The 15,251-nt window shown below is 47.2% G+C and carries 10 protein-coding genes; 7 read left to right on the forward strand and 3 right to left on the reverse strand.

Annotated elements, in window-relative coordinates:
• Positions 1 to 44: 44 nt before the first annotated feature.
• Positions 45 to 776: a nitroreductase family protein gene (locus L0U89_RS15565; protein WP_234862364.1), complete on the forward strand. Its 732-nt coding sequence runs from the start codon at positions 45 to 47 to the stop codon at positions 774 to 776.
• A gap of 138 nt (positions 777 to 914) precedes the next feature.
• On the opposite strand, the gene L0U89_RS15570 is transcribed toward L0U89_RS15565, so the two are convergent.
• Positions 915 to 2,177, reverse strand: coding sequence for a replication-associated recombination protein A (locus tag L0U89_RS15570; RefSeq protein WP_234862365.1), 1,263 nt, complete (start codon positions 2,175 to 2,177; stop codon positions 915 to 917).
• Between the two features lie 207 nt (positions 2,178 to 2,384).
• Here L0U89_RS15570 and L0U89_RS15575 point away from each other — a divergent pair, with 207 nt between their 5' ends.
• Positions 2,385 to 3,815 (forward strand): SLC13 family permease, encoded by a 1,431-nt coding sequence (locus L0U89_RS15575; protein ID WP_234862366.1) that lies wholly within the window; start codon positions 2,385 to 2,387, stop codon positions 3,813 to 3,815.
• A gap of 2 nt (positions 3,816 to 3,817) precedes the next feature.
• Here the strand turns inward: L0U89_RS15575 and L0U89_RS15580 are convergent, their stop codons facing one another.
• The gene (locus L0U89_RS15580) at positions 3,818 to 4,738 is read right to left on the reverse strand and encodes a sugar phosphate isomerase/epimerase family protein (RefSeq protein WP_234862367.1); all 921 of its coding nucleotides are present in this window, start codon (positions 4,736 to 4,738) and stop codon (positions 3,818 to 3,820) included.
• A 375-nt stretch (positions 4,739 to 5,113) separates the two neighbouring features.
• On the opposite strand from L0U89_RS15580, the gene L0U89_RS15585 reads away from it, so the two are divergent.
• The 5 genes from L0U89_RS15585 to L0U89_RS15605 are packed head-to-tail and all read left to right on the forward strand — an operon-like array spanning position 5,114 to position 12,508.
• Positions 5,114 to 5,818: a hypothetical protein gene (locus L0U89_RS15585; protein ID WP_234862368.1), complete on the forward strand. Its 705-nt coding sequence runs from the start codon at positions 5,114 to 5,116 to the stop codon at positions 5,816 to 5,818.
• Positions 5,815 to 8,568 (forward strand): TonB-dependent receptor, encoded by a 2,754-nt coding sequence (locus tag L0U89_RS15590; RefSeq protein WP_234862369.1) that lies wholly within the window; start codon positions 5,815 to 5,817, stop codon positions 8,566 to 8,568. Before L0U89_RS15585 ends, L0U89_RS15590 begins: the two co-directional genes overlap by 4 nt.
• On the forward strand, positions 8,568 to 9,716 hold the full coding sequence (locus L0U89_RS15595; protein WP_234862370.1) for a DUF4249 domain-containing protein: 1,149 nt from the start codon (positions 8,568 to 8,570) through the stop codon (positions 9,714 to 9,716). The genes L0U89_RS15590 and L0U89_RS15595 overlap by 1 nt, the downstream gene beginning before the upstream one ends.
• A 4-nt stretch (positions 9,717 to 9,720) precedes the next feature.
• Positions 9,721 to 10,902, forward strand: coding sequence for a DUF4249 domain-containing protein (locus L0U89_RS15600; RefSeq protein ID WP_234862371.1), 1,182 nt, complete (start codon positions 9,721 to 9,723; stop codon positions 10,900 to 10,902).
• Position 10,903: 1 nt separating this feature from the next.
• Complete coding sequence (locus L0U89_RS15605; protein ID WP_234862372.1) at positions 10,904 to 12,508, forward strand: hypothetical protein; 1,605 nt, start codon at positions 10,904 to 10,906, stop codon at positions 12,506 to 12,508.
• 15 nt (positions 12,509 to 12,523) lie between these two features.
• Here the strand turns inward: L0U89_RS15605 and L0U89_RS15610 are convergent, their stop codons facing one another.
• Positions 12,524 to 15,232: a hypothetical protein gene (locus L0U89_RS15610; RefSeq protein WP_234862373.1), complete on the reverse strand. Its 2,709-nt coding sequence runs from the start codon at positions 15,230 to 15,232 to the stop codon at positions 12,524 to 12,526.
• Positions 15,233 to 15,251 lie beyond the last annotated feature (19 nt).

The following is a 15,251-nucleotide window of genomic DNA, read 5'->3' on the forward strand; positions in this document are numbered from 1 at the left end:
AAAGATGGCCATTGCCGTCAACTCACAATATTTAATTTGACCCAATGAAGGAAAATTTACAGGAATCAGGATTTTTCAGTTTGGTGCAGGCACGGCGCTCCGTGCGGGTGTTTAACCAAACCGAACCTTTTGATTTTTCGGCTGTAGGCCGCAGCATCGAAGCTGCCGTGCTGGCACCCAACAGTTCCAATATGCAGCTATGGGAGTTTCATCGGGTCAAGGAAACCTCTCCATTGAAGGCGCCCCTAGCCAAACTTTGTATGGGGCAAAAGGCCGCAACCACTGCAAGGGAACTCGTATTGATCGTCACAAGAAGGGATTTGTGGAAAAAAAGGGCGGCTGCCAACTATGCATACATTGATGATTGCTACAAAGACTCCGACCCTGTCAAAAGAAAACGTGGCCTATCCTATTACAGCAACTTGGTGCCGAAGCTTTATGCTTGGTACCCATTTTGGTCCCTCCTCAAGCAAATAGCCGCTTGGGCTATTGGACTGAAAAGGCCCATGGTGAGGGAAGTCTCAGAGGCAGACGTCCGCGTATCGGTGCACAAAAGTGCCGCCCTGGCAGCGATGACTTTTATGTATGCCATGAAAGCCGAAGGGTACGACACCTGTCCTATGGAAGGATTTGATTCCAAAAGGGTGAAAAAATTGCTTGGCCTACCAAAATCCGCCGAAATCAACATGATCATCGGCTGCGGCAAGTCGGCACCGGACGGCGTATATGGTCCAAGGTTTAGGGTGCCAATGGAAGATGTTGTGGTGGAATACTAGTTTGGAAGTACGAAGTCGGAAGTTTGATTCAAGAAGTGAGATCCAAGAATTGAAAGTCGAAAGAAAAGGACTATCGACTTGGGGCTTCCCAAACCTCGAATGCCGAATATCCAATTTCGAATCACGAATCACAAAAACCTAATACCCATACTTTCCCTTCCACCTTTCCTTCAAAAACTTTCTCAATTCATTCTCTCGAGCATTGTTGCCGGGATCATAGAACTTGGTGTTTTTGAGCGTATCCGGCAGAAATTCCTGTGCGAAAAAGTTGTTTTCGTAGTCATGGGCGTATTGGTAGTTTTTCCCATAGCTCAAATCCTTCATCAACTTGGTCGGCGCGTTGCGCAGGTGCAGCGGCACGGGCAAATCCCCTTTTTCGGCGACTGCGGCTTGGGCTTGGTTGATGGCAAGGTAAGAAGCATTGCTTTTGGCGGAGCTCGCCAAATAGGTCACACATTGGGCAAGGATAATCCGGGATTCGGGATAGCCGATCATTTTCACTGCCTCGAAGCAGTTGGTAGCGAGCAGGAGCGCATTTGGATTGGCATTTCCGATATCCTCAGAGGCCAATATCACCAAGCGCCGTGCGATGAATTTCACATCCTCCCCGCCTTCGATCATCCTCGCCAGCCAATAGACGGCCGCGTTTGGGTCGGAACCCCGAATGGATTTGATAAAGGCGGAAATGATGTCATAATGCTGCTCGCCCGATTTGTCGTACAAGGCGATTTTTTGCTGGGCAATTTCGGTGACTTTTTGATCGGTGATGATGATTGGCTCTTCCTCGATGCTATCCACCACGATTTCAAACAAATTGAGCAACTTTCTCCCATCCCCACCCGAAATCCGCAACAAGGCCTCCGTTTCCCTCAGCTCGATTTTCTTTCGCTTAAGAAACACGTCCTTTTCCATGGCCTGATACAGCATGGCCTCCAATTCGCTTTTCCCAAGCGGATTCAGCGTGAAAACCTGACAGCGTGAAAGCAATGCGGCATTGACCTCAAAGGAAGGATTCTCGGTCGTCGCACCAATCAGTCGGATAATTCCTTTTTCTACCGCACCAAGTAAGGCATCCTGTTGGGATTTATTGAAGCGGTGGATTTCATCGATAAATAAGACAACCCCAGTCTGGAACTTGGCCTTGTCGATGACTTCGCGAATTTCCTTCACTCCGGACGAAATCGCACTCAGCGTGTAAAATGGCGCCTTGATCTCATTGGCGATGATATTGGCAATCGTAGTCTTGCCGACTCCAGGAGGTCCCCATAAAATCAACGAAGGGATATTGCCCGCACGGATTGCCCTAAAAAGAAAAGAATTTGGACTCGAAAGGTGCTCCTGACCAATCAAATCCTCCAATCGGTGGGGCCGCATCCGTTCGGCAAGGGGAGTCTGTTGCATCGTAGAAATCAATTGATGGGGAGATTTCAAAGGTACAAATTCCCTTGTCAAACCATCAATTTCGCAATTTCAAAACCACGCAATCGGTAGCGAAATAGAGGTTTTTCAATAGGCTACCCTTATTGGTACAAGAACTGCAATTCTTCATGTCAATGATTCAATAGTTTACAGATTTGATTAACTTGACTCGGTCGAAATTGCATTTTTATGTCCCACACGGATTCTCGAAAAGCCTCAATAAGGCTTTATAAAAAACTCAAATACGGTTGGATACTCGCCACCACCACCTTCACGGGAAACTTTATTCTCGCTTTTTTGACCACCTACTTCTTCCGAAGCCTGGGCTATGCCGATGATGTCAATTATGTGTTTTTCTTGGCGATTCTGGCTGTAGGACTTTGGGTAACGGAAGCCATTCCACCTTTTGCGGTGGGCATATTTATTTTCTCAGGACTTTTGCTCGGCTTTGGTACGGACTTGATCCTAGTCGAGCACAAAACACCGGTCGAAATGTATCTCGGTACCTGGACAAGCAACGTGATTTGGTTGCTTTTGGGCGGGTTTTTCCTCGCCGAGGGCATGAGTATCGTAGGTTTGGACCGCTCTTTATTCCGGTTTACAATGCGGAAGTTTGGAAATCAGCCCAACCGATTGCTCTTAGGTATCCTGCTTACAACGGGCGTTGCCAGTATGGTCATGTCCAACACCGCCACTACGGCAATGATGGTTTCCTCCATTCTACCCTTGGTAAGGCTTCTCGGCAAAACCTCTCCCTATTCCAAAGCCCTATTGGTAGGGATACCCGCAGCGGCGACACTTGGAGGAATGGGTACCATCATCGGTAGTACACCCAATGCGATCGCTGTCGGCGCACTACAAGAAAAGGGACATTATTTGACATTTGTAGACTGGATGGTTTTTGGTATCCCAATGGCTTTTGTGACTTTGCTGATTTTTTGGTGGTTTTTGGTCAAAACACTAAAACTAGGTGAGGTCACTTTGGACTTGACGGAGTTAGCCAACAAGCCGAAAACCCCCTTCACATTCGAACGTGGAGCGGTGGTTTTTACCCTTGTTATAACGGTCGGCATGTGGCTGACCGAGTCCATACATGGCCTTCCGATTGCTGCGACCTCCGGCATTCCCATAGTTCTCTTGACATTGTTTCAGGTCGTGAAAGCAGAAGATGTACGGAGGCTTCCATGGGACACGCTGATGCTGGTGGCTGGTGGCTTGGCACTAGGCATTGCCATGGTGGACGTGGGTCTTACGGACATAATCATGGATGGGATCACCCACATGGACATCCCATTGGCTGGAGTTGCGGTGATTCTCTCACTCGTCGCGGTTGGTATTTCCAATATCATGAGTAACACCGCGGCTGCGGCGATATTGGTGCCATTGGGGTTATCTTTGCCGGGTGTGTGGGGAATTGCCACACCGCTGGTTGTTTCGCTCAGCTGTTCGTGTTCCTTGCTTTTACCTGTTTCTACGCCTGCGAATGCGATTTCCTATTCCACAGGATTGATCGAGCAGAAAAGCTTCTTCCCTGGCGGTGTGTTGATGATGGTTTTGGGACCGCTGATGGCTTTTGGAACGGTGATGCTTTACGCGTATCTGTTTGGCTATTTTTCCTGAAATCAAATGGATTTGACCAAAGCTTTCATTTTATCCAGCCCAGTCTTTGCTACTTGAAAAGCATCCTCTTTCCAATAGGTTTGGTTGAAAAGCTCTAAGGAAAGCACTTTCGGCCCACCCATATTTTTCAGGTCGGTCAATATCTGCTTCATCGGTGCCGCTCCGTCACCCGGATACACCCGATCCTTATCTTCCTGTTTTTCCCTTGGAATACTTGAAACAAAATCATTCATGTGAAAAATCTCCACCAAATTCCCATTGAGCATCTTAAGCCCTTCATAGCCCGAACCTCCCCGAAACAAATGGTAAACATCCGGCAATATCCTTGCATCCTTGTCATTGGCAACAGCCGCCACCATAAGCACCTGGCCTAAGTGGTGAAAATACGGGAAGGCGCCCCAAAATTCCAACTGCGGCATTACGCCTGTTTTTCTTCCCAAATCCAGCAAAGCCTTGTAACGCTCGCCTGCCTTGAACAGGTCCAGAGGTGCGGTCACACCTGCCGCAGGTGCAGCAACCCTCGTGCAGCCAAGTGAGGCCAATAGGTTCATTTCCTTTTCCATCTGTTCCATGCCGACCTTTCTTTTGGCATCGTCATCCACCATCCATGGCGCAAATCCAATCGCATTTTCAAAAGTCAATCCAGCATCAGAAATCAATTTCTTCAAACTTGCGGCGGTATTCCCTTGGGCAATAAATTCCTCCAGATCACGGATCCACAATTCGACCCCATCATATCCCGCTCGGGCAGCAATATCCAAATAGCCTTTCAGGCCGGGCTTTTGGCCCATAATGGTGCTGGTATTGAGGCAAAAGCGAAACTCGGATTTTGCTTTTGGGGGCGTTGCTGGTATAGCCGATGTAAGTATCGCAGCACCAGCGCCGAGTCCGATGGATTTTAGGATGTCTCTTCTTGTACTCATGGTTGGAGTATATTGGTTATTGGTTATTGGTTTCTTGTTCAAGGTCCGCCGTTTCTATGATCCATCCAATTCACTTGAAGCGCGATGTAGGCCTCAGAGCGACGGCAAAGGGATTGGTTTTTTTGTTGAACCTAGCCAATCGTCGATCCGAGGCTCCGATAATAGGCGATTGACGTATAGTCCTGCTTTTTGGTTCTTGAATCTTTTTTCCCAAAAAAGAAAATTTACATTTGCCACAAAAACCCGAATCTGTGCCTTGAAAATAGTTTTTTGCCAAAAGAAAAATCAACCATTTATGTAATTGGGGCGTAAAATGGGAATACTCCAGACAATTATTACCTATCTTATCCTGCCTATTGAACCTAAACCAACCGCATGAAACACATTTTTACGCTAGCTCTTTTTCTTTTTGGATTTTGGGGAGTCTCGGTTTCACAGGAAGGATCGGTTGTTTCAAATATCTACCAGTCAAATATCCCACTCCACCAGGAGACGATCAGCGGCGGATTCTATGTGGACCCACCACCCAGCATCCAAGGTGATCCTTACTTTTCTTCAAAAAACTTCGAAATCGGCAACCTGACCGTCAACGGGATTACCTACCAAAACGTCCCGCTGCTATACAATATCTATTCCGACGAAATCATTACATTCCATCCTGAGCACAGGCAAAGAGTGCTTATCAAAACAGACAAAATCAACGCGTTTTCTTTTCTGGAGAAGTCAAAATCGAATTTTGTCAAAATTGCCGAGAACCCCGATTACAGTCACCACGGAAACGGATTTTATGAGATTATCGCTTCCGGAAAGGTCGACCTACTTGATAAACATTACAAGACTCGGAAAGAGAAACGTGAACTGAGCAAATACACCAGTGAGTTTCTGGAAAAAAATGATTTCTGGTTGCGAAAAGGCGGTGAGATGCGTCTTGTGAGAAAGAAAGGTGAAGTCTTCGATTTTTTGGACTTGGAAAAAAAAGAGGTACGGAAAATGGCCAAACAGCAAAACTTGATTTTCAAATCCGACAAACGAGCCTACCTGTTAATGGTCGTATCACACTATAACGACCAGAATCCATGAGCATCCGGGCAATCATCTTACTCATCCTCATTGGAATTGGGAGGCTTGGTTTCGCACAGGAAATAAGCCAAGACGGACAGCGCATTACGGGCCTTTTCCCCGGAATCAGCTTCGAACGCTTCGCCAGCCAAATCGAATCAAAGACCGAATTCAGGTTCTATTTTGACGATAAGGCACTTTCAGAAACCCAGGTCAATATCAGCGCCAAGGAAAATACGCTTTCCCAAATCCTGACAGGGATTTTTGAAGGCTCGGAATTCAGGTTTTTCATCGATGAAAGAAAACGGGTATTCATCACTCAAGGAGCTCCCTTGGACAATAGCCTCAACCCGGACTTTTTCAAAACACTCGAAGACCAACAAACCCTCGACAGCCTACAGCGGCAAAAGGACATCGACAGGGTGTATTCGAGAAACAAGCTCTACATCCTCGGCGAAACGAATCCCAGTAAAACAGGGACTGCAACTCTCCGCGGCAACATCACTTCACTTGAAAATGGGACGCCCGTCAACGGCGCCATCGTTTTCGAAAAAGTCAACTACACCCGCGCTATTTCCAACGACAAGGGGAACTATGAAATCAAGTTGCCGACTGGGAGACATGTCCTGTTTATACAAAACCTCGGCGGTTTTGTGGAGCAGCGCCAAATCAACCTCATGGGAGACGGTATTCTCGATATTTCGATCGAAGAAAACATCATCTCACTCTCCGAGGTGACGATTTCATCCGAGAAAATGAGCAATATCGGCAGGCCTGAAATGGGCGTACAAAAGCTCAATATCGCCTCGATGAAAAAAATCCCGGCGGTCTTGGGAGAAGTGGACGTCATCCGTAGCATCCTGACCTTGCCGGGCGTACAGACTGTGGGAGAAGCAAGCGTAGGCTTCAACGTCCGAGGAGGTGCAGCCGACCAAAACCTGATTCTCTACAACCATTCGACGATTTACAATCCCTCACACCTTTTTGGACTCTTCTCAGCATTCAACCCAGATCTCGTGGAGTCAGTTGACTTGTACAAGGCCGGCGTGCCCGTCAAATACGGCGGCAGGCTGAGCTCGGTCCTCAATGTCAACGGCAAGTATGGAAATCCCGACAAGGTGACCGTTCGTGGTGGGATTGGCTTGCTGACAGGTCGATTATCAGTCGACGGACCGCTTGGTCCCAACACCTCATTTTCCCTGGGCGCTCGCTCCACGTATTCCGATTGGCTCTTGAAAATCCTGGAGGAAAACACTGACTTCCAAAATGGTGCGGCCAATTTCTACGACTTTGACCTCCATTTTTCACAAAAAATCGGTCAAAAAAATGTTATCCGCTTCAACGGCTATGGCAGCAGGGACCGCTTCCGATTTGATCCAGACACAACTTTCCAATATCAAAACCAGAATTTCAACCTTGGCTGGACACATTATTTCAACGAAAAGCTAGAAATGGAAGTGGTGCTGGGCAGGGATTCGTATGAGTTTGGAATCGAAGGTCGGGACAATCCCTCCAATGCCTACAACTTTGGATTTGATATCAAACAGAATTTCGCAAAGGCCAATTTCCGGTATGAATTGGACGAACGGCATACGCTTCAGTTTGGTATCAATACACTTCAATACCAACTGAGTCCAGGATCGATAGCGCCCGAGGGACCGGAATCCATCGTCGTTCCAAAGACAGTAAGTCAGGAACAAGCTTTCGAAACGGCCATCTTCCTCGGCGATGATTTTGAGGTCAATGACAAACTCACGGTCAATTACGGCGCGCGATACGTTTTCTACAGCTTTGTAGGCCCCAATACGGTCAACCTCTACCAAGAGGGAGTCCCGCGAACCCCGGCTTCCTTGATTGGTGAAAGGACCTATGGGTCGGGTGAAACTATCCAATCCTACAGCGGCCCTGAGTTCAGAATCTCGGGTCGCTATGCGATCAATAATATTTCCTCGGTGAAATTGGGCTACAACACCAATAGGCAGTTTATCCATTTGCTGACCAATAATGCGGCCATCGCGCCGACGGATATATGGAAACTCAGCGATCCGCATATCAAGCCGCAATGGGGAGATCAGATATCCTTGGGCTACTATCGAAATTTCAAAGTTGACAAATATGAGTTTTCGGTAGAGGCTTACCACCGAAACATGAGAAACCTTATCGACTTCAGGTCAGGTGCGGTTTTGATTTTGAACGAAGCATTGGAACAAAGCGTCCTCAATACCGATGGCAGGGCTTATGGTGCGGAGTTTTTGCTGCGCAAAAACCAAGGAAAACTCAGTGGGTGGGTATCATACACTTATTCCCGCTCACTCCTGAGAACGGCCGCTGCCGAAACAGCCGAAAAAATCAACAACGGAGAATGGTATCCAAGCAATTTCGACCAGCCTCACAATGTCGTTTTGGTAACAAATTATGCCTGGAGCAGAAGGTTCAGTACTTCCCTTCTGGGCAATTACAGCACGGGTAGGCCAATCACCTTGCCCGTTGCCAAGTTCAGCTATGGAGGTTCGGAGCGGGTATATTTCTCCGAAAGGAACGCCTACAGGATCCCAGATTATTTCCGCTTGGATTTTTCGATGAATATCGAAGGAAATCACAAAGTGCGAAAACTGGCACATTCCTCTTGGTCCATCGGGGTATATAACCTGTTGGGGAGGCGTAACCCGTATTCGGTTTATTTCACTCCTGTCAACGGCGTGCTGAAGGGTTATCAGTTGTCGATTTTCGCCGAACCGATTCCATTTATCACTTACAATTTCAGGTTCTGATGGGAAGAAAGCCCGCCTTTTTGTTCGATTTTCTGGTCCTGATCGCAATTGCTACCGCGTGCAGGGACCCATTTGAACCCGAAGTAACGGATGCTGATTTGGGAATATTGGTTGTGGAGGGATTTATAGAAACCAACGGGGAGGAATCAAATATCACGCTAAGCAGGACCACCCCCATCGGCCAAGCTGCTGCAAGTAGGCCAGAAACGGGCGCAAGCGTCAGACTTCTGTCTGAAACAGGTGACATGTGGCTATTTTCGGAAACAGCCGCGGGCGAATACAAATTATCGGAAACGCTGGACAATTTGAAATTATATGAGCTGGGCATATCACTACGTGACGGAAGCAAATTCAAAAGCAAACCGATGAAACCGATCGTTTCGCCTGAGATCGAAGAGGTCGGATTCCTACGTGATGAATTTGGTGTAGAGATTTTTCTTAGCACCCAGGGCAATGAGGAAGCAGAGTATTTCCTGTGGGAATATAAGGAGCACTGGATATTTTTCCCTGGGGTGATTTCTTTCCTAAAGTTCGAAAACGGAAAGGTATCAACCCGAGGCGAACATGAACGGATTGACAGGTGTTGGACTTCGAATATTTTCCCGAAAATCATCCTGCAGGATGCTGCGCGATTTGAAAACAACACAATACTCCAGCGGGAACTAGTCCGCATCCCCAATATGTCCGAAAAGTTGAGCCGTAGATATAGCATTGAGATAACCCAAAGGGCATTGGACCGCGAGGCCTATGATTTTTGGGAAATCCTGCGAAAAAACTCGGATGACATCGGGGGTATTTTCAGTCCGCTCCCGTCTATTATTAAAAGCAACATTATTCCCGTCGAGGGAACTTCCCGCGAGGCGATTGGCCATATCGGCATCGGCAAATCATCGAGCAAACGGATCTATATCAACAATGCTGATGTCGCCCCATGGCGAGTGTTTATACCGGAATATGAGCTTTGCATTATTTTCCCTGACACAATCCCCCCAAGCCAAGCACCACTTCTCTTTAACAACAATACATGGGTCCCTGCACGGGAAATTTGGGACGGACCCGCTCTCTTGGGCTACCATGCTGCGACTAGACAATGTACGGACTGCACCCTGAGAGGAACAAACAAAGCCCCGGACTTCTGGGAAAATTGAGACGATGAAACGAATTGGAAAAACATATTGCCTACCGATTACCAAGCTGACAGTACTTTGTTCCGTAATTGGAATCATGCTTTTGGGAGCTTGCCGCGATCCATTTGAGCCTGAAGTGACGGAAACGGATTTGGGGATTTTGGTCGTGGAAGGATTTATCGAAACCAATGGGGAGGAATCCAAGATTATCCTCAGCCGCACTGCTCCTGTCGGACAGTCCAGCCAATTTTCAAAAGAAACTAGTGCATCGGTAAGACTCAATTCCGAATCCGGCGAAACCTGGTTTTTTGAAGAAAAAAACATGGGGGAATACTCGCTCACCGCCACCTTGGACAACAACGTCAGGTACCGCTTGGAAATAAACTCTGCAGGTGGACGTCAATACCTCTCCGAATGGATGCAGCCCGTCGTTAGTCCTGAAATCGGCGAATTGGGTTTTATCCGTGACCAAAACGGAGTGGAAATCTACGTCAGCGCCCAGGGCAATGAAGCCGCGCAGTATTTTTTGTGGACATATGAGGAGCATTGGATTTTCCGTCCGGCGGTGAGGACAGTGTTCAAATATAACCCGGAGACCAAGAACGTGGAGTCACGCAGGGACGATGAGCGCATCGATCTTTGCTGGAATTCCAATGTCTTCCCAAAGATCATCCTTCAAAACGCTGCTAGATTTGAAAACAACACGATACTCCAAAGGGAGTTGGTGCGCATTCGCCCTAACGACGAGCGCTTGATGCAGCGTTACAGCATCTTGGTGAAACAACGCGCCATCAACCAAGAGACTTATGATTTTTGGGAGATTTTGAGACGGAACTCTGATGATATCGGAGGCATTTTCAGCCCGCTTCCCTCCCTTATCCGCAGCAATATCGAGCCGATTTCAAATCCCGATGAAACCGTCATCGGCTTTGTCAGTATCGGCCAATCGGCAAGCAAAAGACTATATATCGATAATGCGGATGTGGCACCTTGGCCAGTCACCATTGAGGACTATAAATTTTGCAGGATGGAAACGGACACTATTTTAGTGGCAAACTATTCCTCCGCTTTTGGTTCGGGGCAAAGACTGCCTGCAGCACCAGTGATGGTGGAGACCACCACAATCGGCTTTTACCCCGTCAGGCGAGACTGTGCGGATTGTACGCTCAGGGGCTCCAATGTAAAACCAGAATTTTGGGAGGATTGAGATGAAAATAAAGAAAATAGGTATGCTTTTGGCGTTGACCCTGTGGTCAATATCGACTTTTGCGCAATCCGTGGAACCCGAAATCCTACAGGCGGTCATTGGGCAAAATATCGCCGTCACGGGAGAAAAAGTCTGGTTTTATGTCGAGGCGAAAGACAAGACCGGCAAAAGCGGCTCAAATATCGGCTATGCCGAACTGGTCAATCGCAACGGAATTCCTTTGTTTCAAACCATTTTCCAATTGGCAAATGGTGAAGCCCAAGGCTATTTGGACATACCCTCCCAGATTGATTCTGACCATTATTTGGTAAGATTTTATACCCGAATCAGCCCGCTGTTAGGTACCGATGGAGTGTGGAACCAGTTCATCACGGTCATCAACCCGAAGTCACAACAGCGAAAAATCACCCAAAATCAAGTTCACAACAGGTATCAATTCAAACAGCCGAGCACTGACGGCAACTTGGATTCGACCAAACCAAATTCAAAACTCAACCTTGTAGAGGCTTGGACCGAACAACCTGTCCTCCTGAAATCAGCATTGGTCAATCCCTTTCTGCCAAATAACGCCAAAGGCTATATCGGTGGGGAGATTTATGACGCGCTACCGAGTGATTACCCGCTGATTCCTGAGCCGTTTGGACATGTCGTCTATGCAAAAAACCTCCAAGAGTCCCAAAATCCTTCGGAGACGTTTTACCTTTCAGCCCATGGCGAGAAATCATTCTTAAACTCAGCCAAGGCTAAGCCAAACGGCGATTTGTTCTTCGAACTTGGTGCCATGAAAGACTACCGGTTTTTGATCGTCCAATCCAATCAGGCCGAATCACCGATGAGTTTTGCGCTGCAATCACCTTTTGTGCCGCTAAGTTTGAAAAGCGATTTCCATTTCCCACCCTTCGTCGTGGAAGAAAGCCAAAAAGAATTCTTGTTGGATTTGGTGACGGCTTCCAAAGTCACAGCGGCCTACTATCCAAAGCAAACGCTCGAGAATTTCCCCATTGTAGTAGGTTTTGACGAAGACAGAATTTACAGACTCGACGATTATACCCGGTTCGAAACTTTTGAGGTTACGCTGAGGGAATATGTGCCGGAAGTAATGGTCAGACGCCAAAACAAAAAAGCACTGCTGAAAGTCCTTAACAAACCTTTGGGCACGGTATTCAATGAAAATCCATTGGTTTTGCTAGATGGCATGCCCGTGTTTGATATCGATGCGCTCATAGAATTTGATCCGGTGAAGATCGAAAGCATGGAAATCATGGCGCGTGAATTTTTATTCAACCATGAAAAGTTTGACGGGGTGATCAATATCCATTCTTTCAAAAATGATTTTGGCGGATTTGAATTGCCCCCAAATGCGATTTACCTGAATTATCCCCTAATTCAGCAGCCAACGACGCTGGTGTCACCCCATGTGAATTCCAATTTGGGTACGGCGCGTTTTCCAGATTTCAGAAATTTGTTGCATTGGGAAATGTATCCAAACAAACCCTCAGCAGTCTTCACCTCCGAGGTCGAAGGCAAATATGAACTGACGCAGGTCTTGCGCGATTCAGATGGCAGATTGAAGCTCGTACAGGAAGAATTTGAGGTGAAAAACTGATTGTACCCAAAATAATCAAAGGGGAACACGGTATTCTATCCATTGGCTACCGTGAATGGAAAAAATGGCATATTCATTCTTCCCTGCGGGCAAATCAATCGCCAGTGGAGAAGTACCGGGCAGTGGTCTTTCCAAGTGCATTTTGCCAGCCAAATCATAGAGATAGATAAACTCCTGCTGCCGGTCGATTACAACCAAGATCTCATTGCTGGGACCAAAGTGGAAATATTGGAAAGACAAATCTTTGGCATCGATGCGCTGCGAAAACAGCGTTTGGTAGGACTCATCCAAGACCGTTAATTGATTGAACTCCTGTACGACCAACAGGTATCTCTCATTTTTTGGATCTTTCACCAAGTGGAAGCTGCTCTCGCGGTCAGGTCTTGGCAACTGTGTCCGCTCCGTAATTTCTCCCCGAAAATTAGCCATCACCACTTCCCCATTTGGACTGACGGTCACGATACGAGTTTCCTTGGCAGAATTCCCCTCAAGGATTGCATATTGGGTTAGGATTTCGTCAGCAAGCTTAAATGGCGCGCCCGGCTCGTACTCTCCCCTCCTGTTGAACAAATGCCAATGTCCCTTTCGGTCGATTACAAACATACGGTCACCCAATCCGGGAACCCGGAAATGCGTCGGATTTGACACAATCGGGTCAGGAATCACCTTGGGATTCCAGCCATCCAAAATTTTTCCTTCCCTGTCCAATAAGTAAATCTCGCCGGACGCGCTGGCTAGAAAATACCGATAGTTGCGGTCATTCTCGTAATCCACCAAGTTGAGGTAGGAAATCCTGCCAGTTGGAATATTGACTGGAAAACCAGGCAAAAACTCACCCAAACGATCCACAGCATACAGACTGTTGGCCGTGGCAAAAAGTAGTTGAAGCTTGTTGTTTTTATAGTAATCGATTTGGAAAATGTCCGAAATGATCGGTCCATCTAGCATTTTGGAGAAGACTTCCTCCCCTTCCTCGGTAATCAAGTGCACCTTATCCGATCGATTCTGGACAAGGAATTCCAGACTGGCATCATTGAAATTCCGCAACCCTTTGGTACCGAAAGTCAGCTCTTCTTCGAAGGTAACCGTCTTGATTTCATGCATTGCGAGCTGCTGTTCTCCACCTGTCTTTGTGTCCCGATAGCTAACCTTTCCTGTCAAGAAATGGGAAGAATTCGACACTGAGACCTGAAGGCTAAGCTTTTCGAACTGAAAAGCGACCGCAGCATATTTCTGAAAAAATGCCGCCCACGATGGACTCACGAAATCCATCCATGTCGGCCATGTATTGGAGAAATCCAGCTCCCAATAGGTCTGGAATCGGGATATGTCGCTATTTTCAGAAGGAAATCCGGTCGATGTAATGCTTTTGCCATTCCCTGAATCCATTTCGTCCAAATAACGCTTCAAAACACTGTTGCTGTTGGCCATCAAGATATTTCCTTCCAACACCGTGATGAAGGTATTGGGAAAGCCCGAAAAATTGGCCCGAAACAAATGGGTCGGAAATTGATCCAAATCGATCAGGAAAATTTCCCTTCCCCGATAAAAATCAACGTAGGTTGATCGTTCCATCCCTTCGGCAATTCCAATGACAAAATCCCGCAGCATCTCTGTCTGTCGGGCTGCAGAATCTGTCTGAAAAACAAGGATCCTGTCCCTGCGATCAGAAAACGACTGCCCCATCTCGATCGCCAAATGCATGCCCGTAAACCCCTCCAAAAAGCCCCTATCAATCAATTTATTCTCCAACTCACCGGATACCACTGGGTTGAGGACAAGATTCTCCCCCATTATTCCCGACAATTTTGAAATATGATCAAAGCTAAATACCGAGAAAGAAGCGGCGCTATTGGGTACCAAACCAAGCCAATTGGACCAGGTAGCTTCGGAAATATCGGATGTTTCGATCGGAAAACTTGGATCAGAATACAGTTCGCCGGAAAAGCGAATTTCCGATCCGTCTATTTCAGGATGAATAACCGCCGCCAATTTCTCAGGCCAGGCCACGAAGACTTCTCCTCTTCCTTCCTTTCCCAACACGCCTGCAAATCCCTGGACACCGGCTTTGGTCAGAATCAAGGTGATGGGTTCTCGATTCTTAAAAAGTCTGTCGCCGTAAAAATCACCCATGTTTGGAATGGATTCGCTTTGCACGTTTCTTATCGCCTCCTCCAACAAAAATGACGTGAAACTCAAAAGCACCAAGTTGTCGATACGGGCGACCGAAAGCGTCCTGCTGCCGTCCTTCGCCTTGATTTCCCTGATTTCCACATCACTGTAAAGTCTCGTGGCGGAGACATACCTATTTGAAGTGTTGGATTCAATGATTGACCAAAAATCCTTGAGCGCTTCGTCACTCGCTTCCAGTACAAACAGCCAATCCATTTCATCTTTGCCTACTGCCTGTAGAGATGCAAGGAACTTTTTGTTTTTGAGGAATTTTTGCAATCGACCTTGCTGCCCTGCCAAACTATCCAAACCCACCAACATCGATTCCGCATTTCGCACCGCGGGAATGGTCGTCATTTCTTTCCAGAATTTTTGGGAAACCAGCCCATTCCAAAATCCAACCGGATCATCGACACGCAACAGCAACAAGGATTCTTCCGAGGTTGCCTCGAAGGATGACCGCAAAGGCTTTCCGAAAAAATATCGAAAGGCCAAAAAGGCCGAAAGGCCAATCAGCAATATACCCAGACCTACTATAATTCTCCTTTTCAAACCTGACATTGATGATTCC

The sequence above is a fragment of the Mariniradius sediminis genome (assembly GCF_021491425.1).
GTDB classification, from domain to species: domain Bacteria; phylum Bacteroidota; class Bacteroidia; order Cytophagales; family Cyclobacteriaceae; genus Mariniradius; species Mariniradius saccharolyticus.

What these genes read in the sequence shown, in the direction of transcription:
- L0U89_RS15595 (WP_234862370.1), top strand. Translation starts at nt 8,568, where the DNA reads ATGGGAAGAAAGCCCGCCTTTTTGTTCGATTTTCTGGTCCTGATCGCA.
- L0U89_RS15565 (WP_234862364.1), top strand. Translation starts at nt 45, where the DNA reads ATGAAGGAAAATTTACAGGAATCAGGATTTTTCAGTTTGGTGCAGGCA.
- L0U89_RS15590 (WP_234862369.1), top strand. Translation starts at nt 5,815, where the DNA reads ATGAGCATCCGGGCAATCATCTTACTCATCCTCATTGGAATTGGGAGG.
- L0U89_RS15580 (WP_234862367.1), bottom strand. Translation starts at nt 4,738, where the DNA reads ATGAGTACAAGAAGAGACATCCTAAAATCCATCGGACTCGGCGCTGGT.
- L0U89_RS15585 (WP_234862368.1), top strand. Translation starts at nt 5,114, where the DNA reads ATGAAACACATTTTTACGCTAGCTCTTTTTCTTTTTGGATTTTGGGGA.
- L0U89_RS15575 (WP_234862366.1), top strand. Translation starts at nt 2,385, where the DNA reads ATGTCCCACACGGATTCTCGAAAAGCCTCAATAAGGCTTTATAAAAAA.
- L0U89_RS15570 (WP_234862365.1), bottom strand. Translation starts at nt 2,177, where the DNA reads ATGCAACAGACTCCCCTTGCCGAACGGATGCGGCCCCACCGATTGGAG.
- L0U89_RS15605 (WP_234862372.1), top strand. Translation starts at nt 10,904, where the DNA reads ATGAAAATAAAGAAAATAGGTATGCTTTTGGCGTTGACCCTGTGGTCA.
- L0U89_RS15600 (WP_234862371.1), top strand. Translation starts at nt 9,721, where the DNA reads ATGAAACGAATTGGAAAAACATATTGCCTACCGATTACCAAGCTGACA.